Annotated in this window: 17 protein-coding genes; 4 read left to right on the plus strand and 13 right to left on the minus strand. The window is 31.5% G+C overall.

Annotated elements, in window-relative coordinates:
* Positions 1-106 precede the first annotated feature (106 nt).
* The 3 genes from HALHA_RS08270 to sigG all read right to left on the minus strand — a co-directional run bounded on the left by HALHA_RS08270 (position 107) and on the right by sigG (position 1,992).
* On the minus strand, positions 107-373 hold the full coding sequence (locus tag HALHA_RS08270) for a YlmC/YmxH family sporulation protein (protein ID WP_015327340.1): 267 nt from the start codon (positions 371-373) through the stop codon (positions 107-109).
* A gap of 108 nt (positions 374-481) precedes the next feature.
* Complete coding sequence (spoIIR, locus tag HALHA_RS08275) at positions 482-1,204, minus strand: stage II sporulation protein R (RefSeq protein ID WP_015327341.1); 723 nt, start codon at positions 1,202-1,204, stop codon at positions 482-484.
* Positions 1,205-1,206: 2 nt separating this feature from the next.
* On the minus strand, positions 1,207-1,992 hold the full coding sequence (sigG, locus tag HALHA_RS08280; RefSeq protein ID WP_015327342.1) for an RNA polymerase sporulation sigma factor SigG: 786 nt from the start codon (positions 1,990-1,992) through the stop codon (positions 1,207-1,209).
* Between the two features lie 175 nt (positions 1,993-2,167).
* Between sigG and HALHA_RS08285 the strand changes: the two genes are divergently transcribed.
* Positions 2,168-2,695, plus strand: a complete 528-nt coding sequence (locus HALHA_RS08285) for a LysM peptidoglycan-binding domain-containing protein (RefSeq protein ID WP_015327343.1) — start codon at positions 2,168-2,170, stop codon at positions 2,693-2,695.
* 34 nt (positions 2,696-2,729) lie between these two features.
* On the opposite strand, the gene cobC is transcribed toward HALHA_RS08285, so the two are convergent.
* The 3 genes from cobC to HALHA_RS08300 are packed head-to-tail and all read right to left on the minus strand — an operon-like array spanning position 2,730 to position 4,402.
* Entirely contained in the window at positions 2,730-3,338 is a 609-nt protein-coding gene (cobC, locus tag HALHA_RS08290; RefSeq protein ID WP_015327344.1) for an alpha-ribazole phosphatase, read from the minus strand.
* 33 nt (positions 3,339-3,371) lie between these two features.
* On the minus strand, positions 3,372-3,926 hold the full coding sequence (locus HALHA_RS08295; protein WP_015327345.1) for a flavodoxin family protein: 555 nt from the start codon (positions 3,924-3,926) through the stop codon (positions 3,372-3,374).
* 26 nt (positions 3,927-3,952) lie between these two features.
* Complete coding sequence (locus tag HALHA_RS08300) at positions 3,953-4,402, minus strand: MarR family winged helix-turn-helix transcriptional regulator (RefSeq protein ID WP_015327346.1); 450 nt, start codon at positions 4,400-4,402, stop codon at positions 3,953-3,955.
* Between the two features lie 165 nt (positions 4,403-4,567).
* On the opposite strand from HALHA_RS08300, the gene HALHA_RS08305 reads away from it, so the two are divergent.
* The gene (locus tag HALHA_RS08305) at positions 4,568-5,989 is read left to right on the plus strand and encodes an MATE family efflux transporter (protein WP_015327347.1); all 1,422 of its coding nucleotides are present in this window, start codon (positions 4,568-4,570) and stop codon (positions 5,987-5,989) included.
* Between the two features lie 39 nt (positions 5,990-6,028).
* Here HALHA_RS08305 and htpG read toward each other — a convergent pair whose 3' ends face one another.
* On the minus strand, positions 6,029-7,936 hold the full coding sequence (htpG, locus tag HALHA_RS08310; protein WP_015327348.1) for a molecular chaperone HtpG: 1,908 nt from the start codon (positions 7,934-7,936) through the stop codon (positions 6,029-6,031).
* Positions 7,937-8,117: 181 nt separating this feature from the next.
* Here htpG and HALHA_RS08315 point away from each other — a divergent pair, with 181 nt between their 5' ends.
* Entirely contained in the window at positions 8,118-8,354 is a 237-nt protein-coding gene (locus tag HALHA_RS08315) for a hypothetical protein (RefSeq protein ID WP_015327349.1), read from the plus strand.
* A gap of 98 nt (positions 8,355-8,452) precedes the next feature.
* On the opposite strand, the gene cobD is transcribed toward HALHA_RS08315, so the two are convergent.
* Positions 8,453-9,511, minus strand: coding sequence for a threonine-phosphate decarboxylase CobD (gene cobD / locus HALHA_RS08320; RefSeq protein WP_015327350.1), 1,059 nt, complete (start codon positions 9,509-9,511; stop codon positions 8,453-8,455).
* A 106-nt stretch (positions 9,512-9,617) separates the two neighbouring features.
* Positions 9,618-10,730, minus strand: coding sequence for an IS200/IS605 family element RNA-guided endonuclease TnpB (gene tnpB / locus HALHA_RS08325; RefSeq protein ID WP_015327351.1), 1,113 nt, complete (start codon positions 10,728-10,730; stop codon positions 9,618-9,620).
* Between the two features lie 94 nt (positions 10,731-10,824).
* On the opposite strand from tnpB, the gene HALHA_RS08330 reads away from it, so the two are divergent.
* Positions 10,825-10,977, plus strand: a complete 153-nt coding sequence (locus HALHA_RS08330) for a ribbon-helix-helix domain-containing protein (protein ID WP_015327352.1) — start codon at positions 10,825-10,827, stop codon at positions 10,975-10,977.
* A gap of 97 nt (positions 10,978-11,074) precedes the next feature.
* On the opposite strand, the gene HALHA_RS08335 is transcribed toward HALHA_RS08330, so the two are convergent.
* From HALHA_RS08335 to HALHA_RS08350, 4 genes are read right to left on the minus strand one after another with little or no spacing between them, the layout of a single operon-like run.
* Complete coding sequence (locus tag HALHA_RS08335; RefSeq protein WP_015327353.1) at positions 11,075-11,956, minus strand: GHMP family kinase ATP-binding protein; 882 nt, start codon at positions 11,954-11,956, stop codon at positions 11,075-11,077.
* 46 nt (positions 11,957-12,002) lie between these two features.
* Positions 12,003-12,737, minus strand: coding sequence for an adenosylcobinamide-GDP ribazoletransferase (gene cobS, locus HALHA_RS08340; RefSeq protein WP_015327354.1), 735 nt, complete (start codon positions 12,735-12,737; stop codon positions 12,003-12,005).
* Positions 12,737-13,330, minus strand: a complete 594-nt coding sequence (locus tag HALHA_RS08345; protein ID WP_015327355.1) for a cob(I)yrinic acid a,c-diamide adenosyltransferase — start codon at positions 13,328-13,330, stop codon at positions 12,737-12,739. Before HALHA_RS08345 ends, cobS begins: the two co-directional genes overlap by 1 nt.
* A 1-nt stretch (position 13,331) precedes the next feature.
* Complete coding sequence (locus HALHA_RS08350; protein ID WP_015327356.1) at positions 13,332-14,711, minus strand: cobyrinic acid a,c-diamide synthase CobB; 1,380 nt, start codon at positions 14,709-14,711, stop codon at positions 13,332-13,334.
* Positions 14,712-14,809 lie beyond the last annotated feature (98 nt).

Raw genomic sequence — 14,809 nt, forward strand, 5'->3', positions numbered from 1 at the left:
CCCTCCTTTAACTTCTAATATTATTTTATACAAAATATTATCTGTTATTACTAGTGTATTATTTAATTATAATATATCATTCAAATTTATTCAATCATCAAACAAATTATTCAGTTAATTCTGGAGTTACTTCTTCTGCTTCTAACTTAACTAAAATAACATCCTCACCTATTTTATATATATCAGACCAGGGTATATACGTCTCTTCAGCCTTACCAAAGAAACTAAAAACCTTTTGGTGGTCTTTTGGAACTACTAAACCTTTAATTTGCCCATTATTTAAATTTATATCAACATCAAGAATCATCCCTAGCTGTTGGCCCGTATCAATATTAATTACTTCTTTAGTCTCTAACTCTGAAGTGCGCATCATATTTTTATCCTCCTTCCAATATAATAGTATCTATAGTATTTATATGTATAAAACATAAGTTTGTTACAAAAAATTATAAAAGAGCCCTCATTAGCATGAAGGCTCTGCTTATTCATCCTGCTCTTTACCAGAAAATATTAGTTTGCTTAATCCCGGAAAAGAAGTTTCTAAAATATGGGCCAACCTCAATTTCGATTTAACATACTGAGGATTTTCTCTAAGCACTTCTATTAATTTAAATTTAAATTCTACTGGTATTTCTTCTTTATTTTCCTTTTTAAATGACATTCTTTTTAATTCACGCTTAGATATTTCATTAACTGAATCAATAAAACAAAGCGGAGGGAATAATACACACCACCAATTTGCTCCATTACCTGCTCCTAAAACTACCCTTAAAGCCTGATACTTTCCCGCTACTAAAGTCATTCCACCATAGCTTCGCGTTGGAAACTGAAATTCACCTAATTTTAAACTAACACCATAGCTTTTATTTTCTTGGCCTAATTTAGCTTCAATAATTTCTTCTAGATTATTTAAATTCTTTCTAACTATAGCTTTAGGATCAAAAATCTTTTTTCCTTTTGCAGCTGTTATATATAATTTAGATGCTTGCTTAAGAAGTATATCTCTAACTTGTCTCTTTATTCTTTGGTCTTCTAAAGAATTACTGTTAGCTATTACATGTAATCTCACTAAACTATCAGAACTGCTTGCTCTTTTTGATGACTCATTTTTAAAGGTTATGCTACCTCGTATTCCTATTATAAATAATAAACTTATTAAAATAGAGGTTAAAATTACTACCTTAATCCTTTTGCTAATCCTCATTTTCATTCCTTCTCCCTAACATGCTTCTTTAAATCCTGTAGTGCAGCTTTTTCTAATCTTGAAACTTGAGCTTGGGATATTCCTATTGTTCCTGCTACTTCCATCTGTGTCTTCCCTTCATAGAATCTTAAAGTTAAAATTAACTTCTCTCTATCATCTAACTTGCGTAAAGCTTCTCTAACTGCAATTGCTTCTAACCAATCATGGTCATCATCTTCATCATCACGAACTTGATCCATAACATAAATTGGATCTCCACCATCATGATAAACCGGTTCAAATAAAGATATTGGATCTTGTATAGCATCTAATGCTCGTACAATATCAGATCGGGGAATTCCTAACTCTTTAGCTATTTCAGTTAAATTGGGATCTTTAGTCTTATTATTCTCTAATGTTTCCTTCATCTGTAAAGCTTTATAAGCTGTATCACGGAGAGAACGGCTAACTCTAATCGGATTATTATCTCTTAGATGACGCTTAATCTCCCCAATAATCATTGGTACAGCATAAGTAGAAAATTTAACGTTTTTACTTAAATCAAAGTTATCTATGGCTTTAATTAAACCTACGCAGCCTACTTGGAATAAATCATCAATGGGTTCCCCACGGTTATTAAATCTTTGCAAAACACTTAATACTAAACGTAAGTTCCCACCAATAATTTTACTCCTTGCAAAATCACTTCCACGAGTCTGCATCTTTTTAAATAACTTTCTCATCTCTTTATTTGATAAAACAGGTAGTTCAGAAGTATTAACACCTGAAATTTCTACTTTTTTTCCCATAAACTCCCTCCTAATTCCCCAAAATTGAATCTAATTAGCTTTTCAATCAACATCATTAACAGTATTAGTTTGAATTGAGTTAGATATACATTTAATTTTATGATTTTATACTAACGAAGTACTAGCTTACTGCATAGTTTATATTAAAGTATGGAAAGGAGGTCTAGTAAACTCAATGAATAGTTTAGAAATTATTGATAAACTATTAAAAAGTGAAAAAGAAGATCAACCTCTTTATAAACAACTTCGTATAGAATTAGAAAATACTCGCTATCAAAGAGCTGCTAATTTTTTATGTAATCTACAAAGAAAACAAATTGATATCTTAGAAACTTTAATGGATGAACTAGAAGAAGAATTACCTAGTCCACCAGCTGATGAAATCTATTATGCCCAACATATATTGCAACCTGGAGAAAACCTTCGTATTTTGGCCCGAGAATATAATACTACTGTAGCTAAAATCAAAGAATTAAATCCTAAACTAACTGATACTCCAGAAGCCGGTCAATTAATCTATCTTCCAATTAAAATTCCTAAACCACCAGCCCAGCATATTAAGTATTATGTACAACCTGGAGATACCTTATACGAAATTGCCCAAGAGTATGATACTACTGTAGATGCATTAGTCCGAATAAATAATATTGCTGATCCTGATATAATATTTCCTGGGCGAATCTTAATTATTCCATGTGCATAGAAAAAGGGTCTGGGGATATCCCCAGACCCTTTTCTTATTCCAAATGAACTGTAGAATTAAATAACTCTAAAATCACTTCATCATCATAGAAATTAAGTTGGCTAACTGCTGTATTAGACTGTGATAAACGCCAACACTTAGCAAGAGGCATACCTAAAAAAGTAGCTACTAAAACTCTAACTACACCACCATGAGTGACTACTAACACCCTTTTTGAGGTATCATCAATTAAAATTTTCTTTAAACTAGCAACTACTCTAGTTTGAAACTTTGCTAAGTTTTCTCCACTAGGAGCACCATTAGTTACTGGGTCCTGTTCCCAAGCTTCAAATTCACTCTGATATTCTGCTTGTAAATCAGCAAAAGTCAAGCCTTCCCACTCCCCAAAGTTTATCTCCTGTAAAGCCTTTCTTTCTTTTATAACTAAATTATGATTATCAGCTATAATTTCAGCTGTCTTAAAAGCACGACTTAAATCACTAGCATAAATAGCATCAAATTGTTTATTCTTTAGTCGTTGGGCCAACTTCTTAGCCTGGGACTTACCTTTATCATTTAAAGGAATATCTTCACTGCCCTGAAATCTACCAGCCTGATTCCAATCTGTCTCACCATGTCTTACTAATACTATTTCAGTTCCCATTTAAATCCTCCCGTTTACCATTTCTAATTTTACCTATTCAAACAATGAATTTCCTAACTTATATGCTTTATTTAATACTTTCTTATTTTTCTTTACTGCATCACTTTCAAAACACCTAGTTGCCACAATATCTTTATGATGTATAAGCCCCATTGCTTTTAATGATTTTTTAATATACTTTCTATACTTCTTAAAAAAACATTTAAAAGGAGCAGCTTGAGTATACGCCATTACTAACTTTTTCTTACCAAACCTAGGTTTATGCTTTTCATTTGTTAACGGATAAAATCTATCTAACATTAATTTAGTTTGACCTGAAACTTGATGAATGTATATTGGACTACCTATTATAACTGCTTCAGCATCCTTAATATCTTGATAGACTTCTTGCATATCATCTTTAATACAACAATTATTATGCTTCCTACAATACATACAACCTTGACAACCTTTTATATTCAACTCATTTAAATAATAATTTTTAGTCTCAACCCCTTCATCTTTAGCCCCTTGTAAAATTTGCTTTACGAGACTACTAGTATTTCCAGTCTTTCTTGCACTTCCTATAAAGCCAACTACTTTCTTCATAAACTCCTCCTTTCACTTTTTAATGACTAATCTAATTTTGAAATAATTCGCTTAACATTATTTAAAGAAACAGATAGTTGCTCTAAGTCTTCTTGGCTAAGAACAGTAAGTCTTTTTTTTAGATCATTTGCTATTATTTTTTTATGCTCTTCTATGAATTCTTGGCCCGCTTTTGTTAAAGCAATATTAATATACCTTCTATCATTCTTATCTCTTATCCGTTCTATATAACCTTTATCAATTAATTTCTGAATTAAAGGGGTCATATTAGATTTTGCAATGTGGAGATTTTTTGCAATTTCAGAAATCGGTATCTTACCCAAATCATTAATTAAAAATAATATCTTAAAATGGGATGGTGAGAGATCAATATCTTGTTTTGCTTTGGGTTTAATAAGCTTCTTTTTAAATAAAGGAAAGAGAGCAAATAAACTCTCTACAATGGATGTGAAGTTTTGATTATTGATTGTAATCACCTCATAAAAATTATAATTGCTTTTTCTTACTTTGGATTATATAATAGTTATATAAGTATAATGGTTATTATTTTATAACTGTTATATAAATGATAATAATTTTTCTATAAAAAGTCAATATTATTTATTAAAAAGTACGCTAATAACTTGAAAGGAGAAAAATATATGCAAGTAAGTAGTAAAAAATTAGGTACAGAAAAAATAGGCAAACTTTTACTAAGACTTTCTTTACCAGCAGCTATTGCTATGATGGTTAACGGACTATACAATGTGATAGATACTATCTTTATTGGCCAAGGTGTTGGAGCTTTAGCTATTGGGGGGTTAGCTATAGCTTTCCCTATCCAAATGTTAATTATGGGGTTTGCTCAAATGGTAGGTATTGGAGCCTCCTCAGCAATTTCTAGATTCTTAGGTTCTAATCAAGTTGAAAAGGCTGATCGAGTAGCTGGTAATGCTTATATGTCAATCTTTATCATAAGTCTTATTTTTACAATCTTGGGGTCACTCTTTGTTGATCAATTGTTAACACTCTTTGGTGCTACTGAGAAACTTCTCCCCTATGCTAAAGATTATATTGAAGTTATCTTTTTAGGAACTGTCTTTTTCTCCTTTGCAGTAACTTCAAATAATATTATTCGAGCTGAAGGGAATGCTAAAATAGCAATGTTCTCTATGATTATTGGTACAGGGCTAAATATTTTACTAGATCCATTCTTTATCTTTGGTCAACTTAATCTGATTTGGTTTACCCTCCCAGGATTAGATATGGGAATTCAAGGAGCAGCTACTGCAACAATAATCTCTCAGTTTGCTTCTTTTGTTTATATTATGAGTTATATGTATAGCGGCAAAAGCTCTATCAAAGTTGAATTAGACCACCTAAAATTAAAGTGGGAAATTATTAAAGAAATATTCAGTGTAGGCTTCTCTGCTTTTTCTAGGTCAGCTACTAGTACAATCTTTGCTATAGTTGTTAATAACTCTTTACGAATCTATGGCGGAAATATAGCTATTACTATCTTTGGTATTGTTAATAGAATTATTGCCTTCCTATTTATGCCTATTATAGGGGTTGTCCAAGGTATGCAACCAATTGTAGGCTATAACTATGGAGCTAAAAAAATAGCAAGAGTTAAAACAGGAGTTAAATTATCAATAATTGTTTCTACAATTCTAGCTACATTAGGCTGGATAGTTGGAGAAGCATTTCCGGTAACAATCATCAAAGTATTTACTCAAAATCAAACTATAATTAAAGAAGGAGCTACTGTCTTTAGAATTATGATTGCTATGGTACCTTTTATAGGAATTCAGTTTGTAGGTGGAACCTTATTCCAATCACTTGGTAAAGCAGTGCCAGCAATTATACTATCGCTCTTACGACAATTTATAATATTAACTCCATTAATTTTAATCACCCCAAGATTATTTAACTTGGGATTAATGGGAGTTTGGATATCCTTTCCTATAGCAGATATTCTTGCTGTTATCATTACATTTCTTCTAATAAAAAGTGAGATGAAAAAGATTACGGCAGAAAAAGATACTAAAACAAAAGAAGATTATGAATATGAACCTGCTTAATAAAAAAGCTGCCACAAATGGCAGCTTTTTTATTAATAATTAATTTGCTTTAACCATCAACTCTGTAATTTGATCACTAAGTGCGACTGGATCATCTGGTGTGAATCCTTCCATTAAAGAAGCTAAAGAATATAATAATTCACTATATTGGGCCAACTGTTCTGAATTACCTTCAGTATTATAAATCTGCTCTAACTTATTAAATAGCTCATGATTTGGATTAATCTCTAAAATCCGCTGGGCTTGGCCCATATTTTGATTCATCTTTTCTAGCACTTTCTCCATTGACATGCTTAATCCAGCATCTCCACTAACTAAACAGACTGCACTTGACTTTAATCGCCTACTTAACCGAACATCACTAACTTTACCCTCTAGATTATCTTCTATTGCAGTTAATAATTCCTCAACTTCATCTTGATCAGCTGCAACATCATCCTCAGCATCATCTAAATCTAAATCACCACGCAGAACTGATTTAAACTCTATATCATCATACTCTCTTAAATTATTAATTACAAACTCATCAATTTCATCAAAGAAATAAAGCACTTCTAAACCTTTTTCTTGGAGTAATTCCATCTGAGGCATATTTTCTACTGCCATTTTATCTTCCCCAGTGACATAATAAATTACATCCTGATCTTCTTTCATACGGTTAACGTACTCATTTAAGGTAGTCATCTCACTATCACAATCAGAAGAAGGGAAGATCATTAACTCAACTAATTTATCCTGCTTTTGACCAAAAGTCATATTAGCCCCACTCTTAATTAACTGACCAAACTCACTCCAAAATTTCCTATACTTATCCCGATCGTTAGTAAGTATCTTCTTTAATCGTTTTAGAACCCTCTTTTCTAAAGTCTTACTAATTACTTTTAACTGCTTATCATCCTGCAAAACCTGTCGAGATAGATTTAAATTAAAATCAGGAGAATCTACTAATCCACGTACAAATCTTAAATAATCCGGCAATAATTTAGAACAATTATCCATCACAAAATTATTTTTAGAATATAACCTTAATCCTTGATCAAAGTCCTCAGAAAAAATATTAGATGGAGCTTGCTGGGGAATAAATAATAAAGCAGCATACTTAACTAATCCTTCTACCTTATTATGAATTACTTCTAAGGGTTCAGTCCAGTCATTAAAAGCTTCTTGATAAAATTCATTATATTCTTCCTCTTTAATGTCTCCTTTATTTTTAACCCACAGTGGTTTCATACTATTTAAAGTTTTTATTTCTTCTGTTACATTACCATCTTCATCATCTTCGTAAAACTTCATTTTAATTGGATACTCTACATAATTAGAATGTTTTTTCACCAATTGTTCTATAGTCTGGCGCTTAGTTAAATCTATTTCAGCTTCATCACCAACAAATTCATCTCTTAGATGCAATTTTATTGTAGTTCCTCGCTTATCTTTAGCAACTTCTTCTATTGTGTATGTACCATCGCCTGTTGATTCCCATTTAATTGCTGTATCTTCTCTAGGAGCTTTAGTACTTAAAGTTACCTTATCTGCTACCATAAATGCAGAATAAAATCCAACTCCAAACTGACCAATTAAATCTAGAGCATCATCTTCTTGAGCTTGTTTTTGTTGTAGTTGGTGTAAAAACTTTTGCGAACCTGACTGAGCAATAGTCCCAATACTCTCTATAACTTCATCATACGTCATTCCAATTCCATTATCTTTAATTGTAAATACATTATTTTCTTCATCTATGTCAAGCCAGATTTCAAAATCAGAGTCTCCTTCTAATAGGTCTACATCAGTTAGTGACTGAAATTTAACCTTATCAATTGCATCAGATGCATTAGCAATTAGTTCTCTTAAGAAAATTTCTTGATTTGTATAAATCGAATTAATCATTAAGTCAAGTACTTTTTGAGTTTCAGTCTGAAATTCTTTTTTTTCTACTTCTTTAGCTGTCATAATATTTCCTCCTTTAAGTAATCATTATCCAGCATATATTGTAGCATCATATGGGATTTATTGTCAAGTGTATATCCCAAAATTATGAAGGATAGAATTACCTTAACTACACTTAGATAAATATAATTAAACTGTGTTATACTAATCTTAAGAAGCCTAATAAGAAAAGGAGTTGTTAAGTATGGAAAATACAAAAGAAGCAATCGAAAGATTAAAAGAAAATCCTTTTCGTTCACTTGATGATCTAGCAGCTGAAGCTAATTTAGATAAAGAAGAATTACTTTCAGCTTTAGAAGAGCAAGATCTAGAACTAGCAACATTAAGAAGAGTATCTACTGAACACATGTTTGATGAACTATCTGAAAGTGTAGGCTTTAATTATAATAATCTAATTGATGTTGACTGTGATGATAAGTAATAGTAATAAGCCACCTCTAAACTATCTAGTTCTAGTGGTGGCTTTTTAAAGTTATTCTTCTTATAAAATCCCATACAGATATTTATCATAAATTTAGCCTATAATCTATTAATCAATTCTAGATTATTTTCTCTACTCTTAACTGCTACTCGAATGAAGTCTTCTCCTAAACCAGAGTAAGTATTACAATTTCGAACTAAAATACCTTGTTGGGCCAACTTTTCCTCTAATCTAGTAGAAGTTAAGTTACTATTTTCTAGATCAACCAAGATATAATTAGCATGAGGATAATACACTTTAAATTTGGAAAATTGATTCAATTTTTGATATAAAAATTCTTTTTCTCGTAAGATAGCTTCCTCAGTCTGTTTGATATATTCCTTATCATTTAAAGCTTTTTCCCCAGCTAACTGGGCCAAGCAATTAACATTCCAGGGATCTTTGCTAGCATTTAACTTCTTAATTAATTCCTTATTAGTTGCTCCATAACCTAATCGTAGACCAGGAATGGCAAAGAACTTAGTCAACGAACGCAATACAAATAGATTATCATACTGCTTAACTAAATCAATTACTGTTATATCTTCCTCTAAAAAATCAACAAAAGCTTCATCTACTACCAGAAAAGTATCTTGACTCGCAGCATAATTGATTATCTCAATTATATCTTCTCTCGTTATAAATTTTCCGGTAGGATTATTGGGGTTACATAAAAAGAAGATATCAATATTATCTAATCTAGGTAATAAATCATCTAGATTAAATCTAAATCCTTCTTCTTTCTGTAGTTGAAACTCCTCTATACTTCCTCCCACACTCTCTATCGCCAATCTATACTCTGAAAAGGTAGGAGCTAAGACCAAAGCCTCTCTAGGTGATAATACTGTAGCCAACAAATAAATCAACTCTACTGCTCCATTACCAATTACTAAATTATCCTCTTCTAAATTTTCTTGCTTAGCTATTATAGTCTTTAGCTGATTACACTCCGGATCAGGATAATCCTTTATCCCCTTTAAGTTATTCTTAAGTGCCTTAGTTACTGATTCAGGTGGTCCTAAAAAATTTATATTAGCACTAAAATCAATTATTTCAGCTGGATCTAAATTATACTCTTTAGCTGCTGCTCTAATATTTCCTCCATGATTCTGTTGCACAATTTGACCCTCCTCGGGGCAAGCCACCGAGGATTCTTAGGCTGAGAGTGTAACCACTACTCATATCTCCTAAGCGTAACTTCCTGTCAGCCCGACAGTACATATCCTAAGTGGTACTTACCTTCATTTTTAATCCTTCGTTTAAAATATTTTTACTGGCATTAATATCTCGGTCGTGTATTTCTCCACATTCAGGACATTTCCACTTTCTAACTTTTAAATCTTTAACTTCTTTATTTTTGTAGCCACAGTTGCTACATTTTTGACTACTAGCAAAAAAGGTATCTATCTTAACTAAATTTCTACCATACCATTTTGCTTTGTATTCTAACAATTCAACAAATTTACTCCAGCTAGCGTCAGAAATACTTTTAGCTAAGTTAGAGTTTTTAAGCATGTTCTTCACTTTAAGTGTTTCTAAGCAAATTGTTTGATTTTCACGAATTAGCTTAGTTGACAATTTATGAAGAAAATCTAATCTGATATTTCTAACTTTTTCATATACCTTAGCTAATTTCTTTTTAACTTTATGCCAATTATTAGAACCTTTTTCTTTTCTAGCTAAACTCCTATTTAATCTAGCTATCTTTCTCTCGTATTTCTTTAATACTCTAGAATTAGCTATTTTTTCACCATCAGAAATTATAGCAAAATCTTTTAACCCTAAATCTATTCCAATAGCATTATCTTTTTTAGGCAGTTCTTTAATATCTTCTTTAACTGCTATTGAAATATAATATTTATCTGTATTATTTCTAGTAACTGTAACATTTAATATTTCGCCTTTGATTTCTTTAGATTTTCTAAACTTAATCCAACCTAGTTTAGGTAATTTAATTTTATTGTCTTTAATCTCAATATTAGTAGTTCCACTTTTTCTAGTAAATTTGTTAGTACGATAAGAGTTCTTTTTATTTTTCTTAGACTTAAATTTAGGGAAACTATATTTTTTGTTAAAGAAATTCTTAAAAGCTCTGTCTAAGTCTTTAAGTGCATTCTGTAAAGCGAATTTATCTGGCTCTTTTAACCATTCTAGTTCTTTCTTTAATTGAGTTAGTTGTTTAGAATATTTAGTATAAGTCTTATACTCATCTTCTTTTGCTTTATCTAAGAAATGATTATAAACATATCTAGCGCAACCTACTGATTTATTGATTAATATTCTCTGTTCTTTATTAGGACATAATCTAAACCTATACGCTTTTTCTCTAACTACCATTTTTTCACCTCCTCTACTTAATATTATAGCATAAACTTAAATAAGTTGCAACATTAATATTTAAGTGTTATAATTAGTTTAGGAGGTGTTAATTATGTCAGATTTAACTACTAGAAAAAGAATTACTACTACTTTAGATAAAGATTTAATTGATAAATTAGATAATCTTTCTAAAGAAACTAGAATACCTAAATCTAAATTATTTGATGAAGCTATTAAGGATTTACTTAAAAAGCATAAAGAATAAAGTCAAGACCGTCCACTCTTACCACAGGATATTACCAAGGGAAACCCTTGTTACGATAAATCCGCCACAGTGGTTTGCGAGTGGACTTTAACTTTTATCACCTCATTATTTGATGACCACCATTAATTATTCTAGTCCTAGTAATATACTTTAAACTAGGTGTTTGACTTCTAATTCTAGCTAAAATAGAATTAACTCTTTCTTCTGAAGCTAAAATAACCCCTATTAAAGTACCACTATGGGCTATATTAATTCCTAAAATTTCTTCTTCTTGCCTAGCTAACTTAATTAATCTTTTCAACTGAGGTTTGTATAAAATAGATTGATTGGCCAAGCTACTTATAGTAGTTCCTTTTCCAATTAACCTCATATCTTCTCTATTAATTCCCTGCGCAATCAATTGATAAGCTTTTCTTACTTTCTTTTCTTTCTCTAATTTTAATTTAGTTAGATTTTCTCTAGCATTGAACTTAATTGTATCTACCCCTCCTCCAACATCAAAAATTAAAATAGGAACAGACTTTATCTGACCTAAGTTTGTTAGAGGTTGACCCTGCAAATGATTAAAAGCTACTATCCCAGATAAAAAACAAGCATCAGTTGGTTCAATAGATATAGCTATCTTCCTAACTAATTGAATATTCACTTCTGCTCCTAAAATTATCATGGTAGCAATGATCCCAGCTACAATATCTGCTGTACTACTGGCCATCCCTTTACCTGCTAATAATTCAGATTTTAAACTAACTTGCAGACCAATATCTGAGATATTAAAATACTCTAAAGTCTTCTCAATAGCAAGTACTGTCTTAGCTGCTGCTTGATTAATCTTAATATTAGATAAAGAACTATCTCTTTTAACTGTTACATAACTATATCGATCAATTGGACAGCTAATCTGAAGGTCAACTCCATCAATTATCCCTTGCATTAATTCTCCACAAGTGCCAGGCACCTTAACTGTTACTTCTTGTGTCATCTTCTTACTCCTCTAGATTAATTTTGAGTAAAGTATAGCTTTTTTGCTACAAAGTAACTACCATCACTAACAATGAAACTACCTCTATTACTTCATTAATAGCACCATAATTATCTCCTGTCAGGCCATCTATTTTATCCATAATTACTTTAACTAATACTATTGTAACTAACCAACTAGCTAATAAAATATATATCCCATGTATTTCAAATAAAAAAACTCCTACCAATAACGTCCAACTAGTAGCCAATAAAAAATGTCTCAATTTCAAATGTTTCTGATAGACTTTTCCTAATCCTTCTTGGCGTGGATACGGATAGACAAAGGCTACATAAACCATAGTCCAACGACTAATTGTAGGGGCATATAATAAAATTAATCTCTTATATTCAATTGGACTTTCTACTAATAAACTAAACTTCAACAACAATAATAGTACTACACCAATGACACCAAAGGCACCTACTCTACTATCTCTCATTATATCTAAAATTCTTTCTTTATCTCTTCCACTAAAGATACCATCACAAGTATCCATTAAACCATCTAGATGAAGTCCACCAGTTAAAACTACCATTCCAATTATCAACAAAGCATTTGTCACTAAGGGAGGAAAATATAATTCTCCTAATTGATTAACTGCCACTAAAATTGCCCCTATCAAATTTCCAATTACAGGGTAGTAGACCATTGAGGCCCCGATTGCTTGTTCATCATAATTTAACTCTTGTTTAACAGGAATACGAGTAATAAACTGTAGGGCCAACAAAAACTTATTCATTAGTACTCTATTCCCCGTCTGCTTTTAATACCTTGTTCTTGATAAGGGTGTTTAATAGCTTTCATCTCTGTTACTAAATCGGCTTTATCTAAAATCTTTTCTGGTATCCCTCGACCAGTTAAAATTAGCTCTGTCTCTTCTGCTTTTAAATTGATTAAATCTAATACCTGATCAACTGTTAGTAAATCATATCGTAAAGCATTATTAATTTCATCTAAAATAACAATATCTCTAGCTTCCTCTTGTAATACTTTAGTTGTGTACTTATAAGCCCAATCAACAAATTGCTGGTGCATCTCTTTATCTTCAGTTTGACTAACAAAACAATCTCCACAACCTTGACAATCCATTAGTCCCTCTTTAATTCCTGCTGCATAAGAACAACTTTTGCCAAATTGTTTAATATTAAAGTTAGGTAACCTTTCTGTAGAAAATAATTCTCCTGTATAACTACTTCCTTTTAGATACTGAATCATCTCTACTTTAAATCCATGACCTGCTGCTCTTAATCCTAATCCTAAAGCAGCAGTAGTCTTTCCCTTACCCTTACCTGTATATACTTGTACTAAACCTTGCTTTAATTTCGCATTCATTTTAGCTCCCCCTTTTATACTTCTGGCAATATCCTAAGAATCTATTTATTACTTTAGGTTGGCTACCAAAGTGTAAGTGAACATAACTAACCAATAAATTATCTCTAACTATCCCTTCCAATCTTCCTTCTTCACCTCGTCCGCCATAGAGTTGATAAACTTGTTTACTCTCATCTGCTAAATTGATTAATTTAGAATAATGAAACTCATGACCTTTGGCTTTCTCTCCTTGTTTCAATAGGATGTTATCTCTAACTGCTTTAACATCTACATAGCCCATAGCTTGCAAACTATCTGTCATCTTAACTTGACCAGAAACTGCTCCTACCATAGGAAATCTTTTACCTTCATTATCTATTATCTCTTCAGTTAAATACATCAAACCTCCACATTCAGCATAAGTAGGTAAGTCTTCTCGAATATGCCGATATATATCTTGCTTTATACTCTTATTATTAACTAATTGCTGTAAAAAACTCTCTGGAAAGCCCCCTCCAATATATAAACCATCAACTTTAGGTAGTTTATTATCTTCTATAGGACTAAAAAACTTTAAGTCAACTCCTCTACTAGCTAATAAATCAAAATTATCTTGATAATAAAAATTAAATGCTTCATCATAAGCTACCCCTAAAGTTAGATTATAATCCTTAGCAGATGTAAATATCTTCTTCTCTGTAACCTCAACTCCAGTTCCTTCTTGGGATAAAGAAACTAACTGCTCTAAATCAATATATTTCTCTATTAATTCTACTAGTTGGCTCCTAAAGTTCGCTAGCTCTTTGCTTTCAAAAGTTGGTACCAAACCTAAATGTCGCTCAGGTAATTCTAAATCTTTCTGATAAGGTAAATAGCCTAATACCTTAACTCCAACTTCCTCTTCTAAGGGTTTCTTTATCATCTCAAAATGTCCTTTACTTCCCACATTATTAAGAATTATTCCGGCTATATTTAAATCTGCATCAAAATTTTGATAACCATAGGCGAGAGCAACAGCACTTCTAGCCATCTTTTTAACATCCATAACTAAAACTACTGGTGTTTCTAAAATCTTAGCTATATGAGCTGTACTTCCTGCTCCATCTGTACCCTTTTTACCATCAAATAAGCCCATAACTCCTTCAATAATTGAAATATCACTCTCTCCTCCGGCATTCAAAAATGATTCTTTAACCCCTTCTTCTCCTAAGAAGAAACTATCTAAATTTCGTGATTGATTACCTGTTACTAGAGTATGAAAACCAGGGTCTATATAATCCGGGCCAACTTTATAAGGCTGCACATTATATCCTTGTTTATCTAAAGCAGCCATCAAACCAATTGTTACTGTAGTCTTTCCTACTCCACTTTCTGTGCCAGCAATTACTACGCGAGGATTCATTTTATTCCCTCCCAGTATTTTGTATGAATAGTTTCACTTTTAATTTACAATTAACAATTAACAATTGACAATTAGAACCCCTTAAAACCTTTCTAAAT

Origin of the sequence: Halobacteroides halobius DSM 5150 (genome assembly GCF_000328625.1) — a bacterium.
GTDB lineage: Bacteria > Bacillota > Halanaerobiia > Halobacteroidales > Halobacteroidaceae > Halobacteroides > Halobacteroides halobius.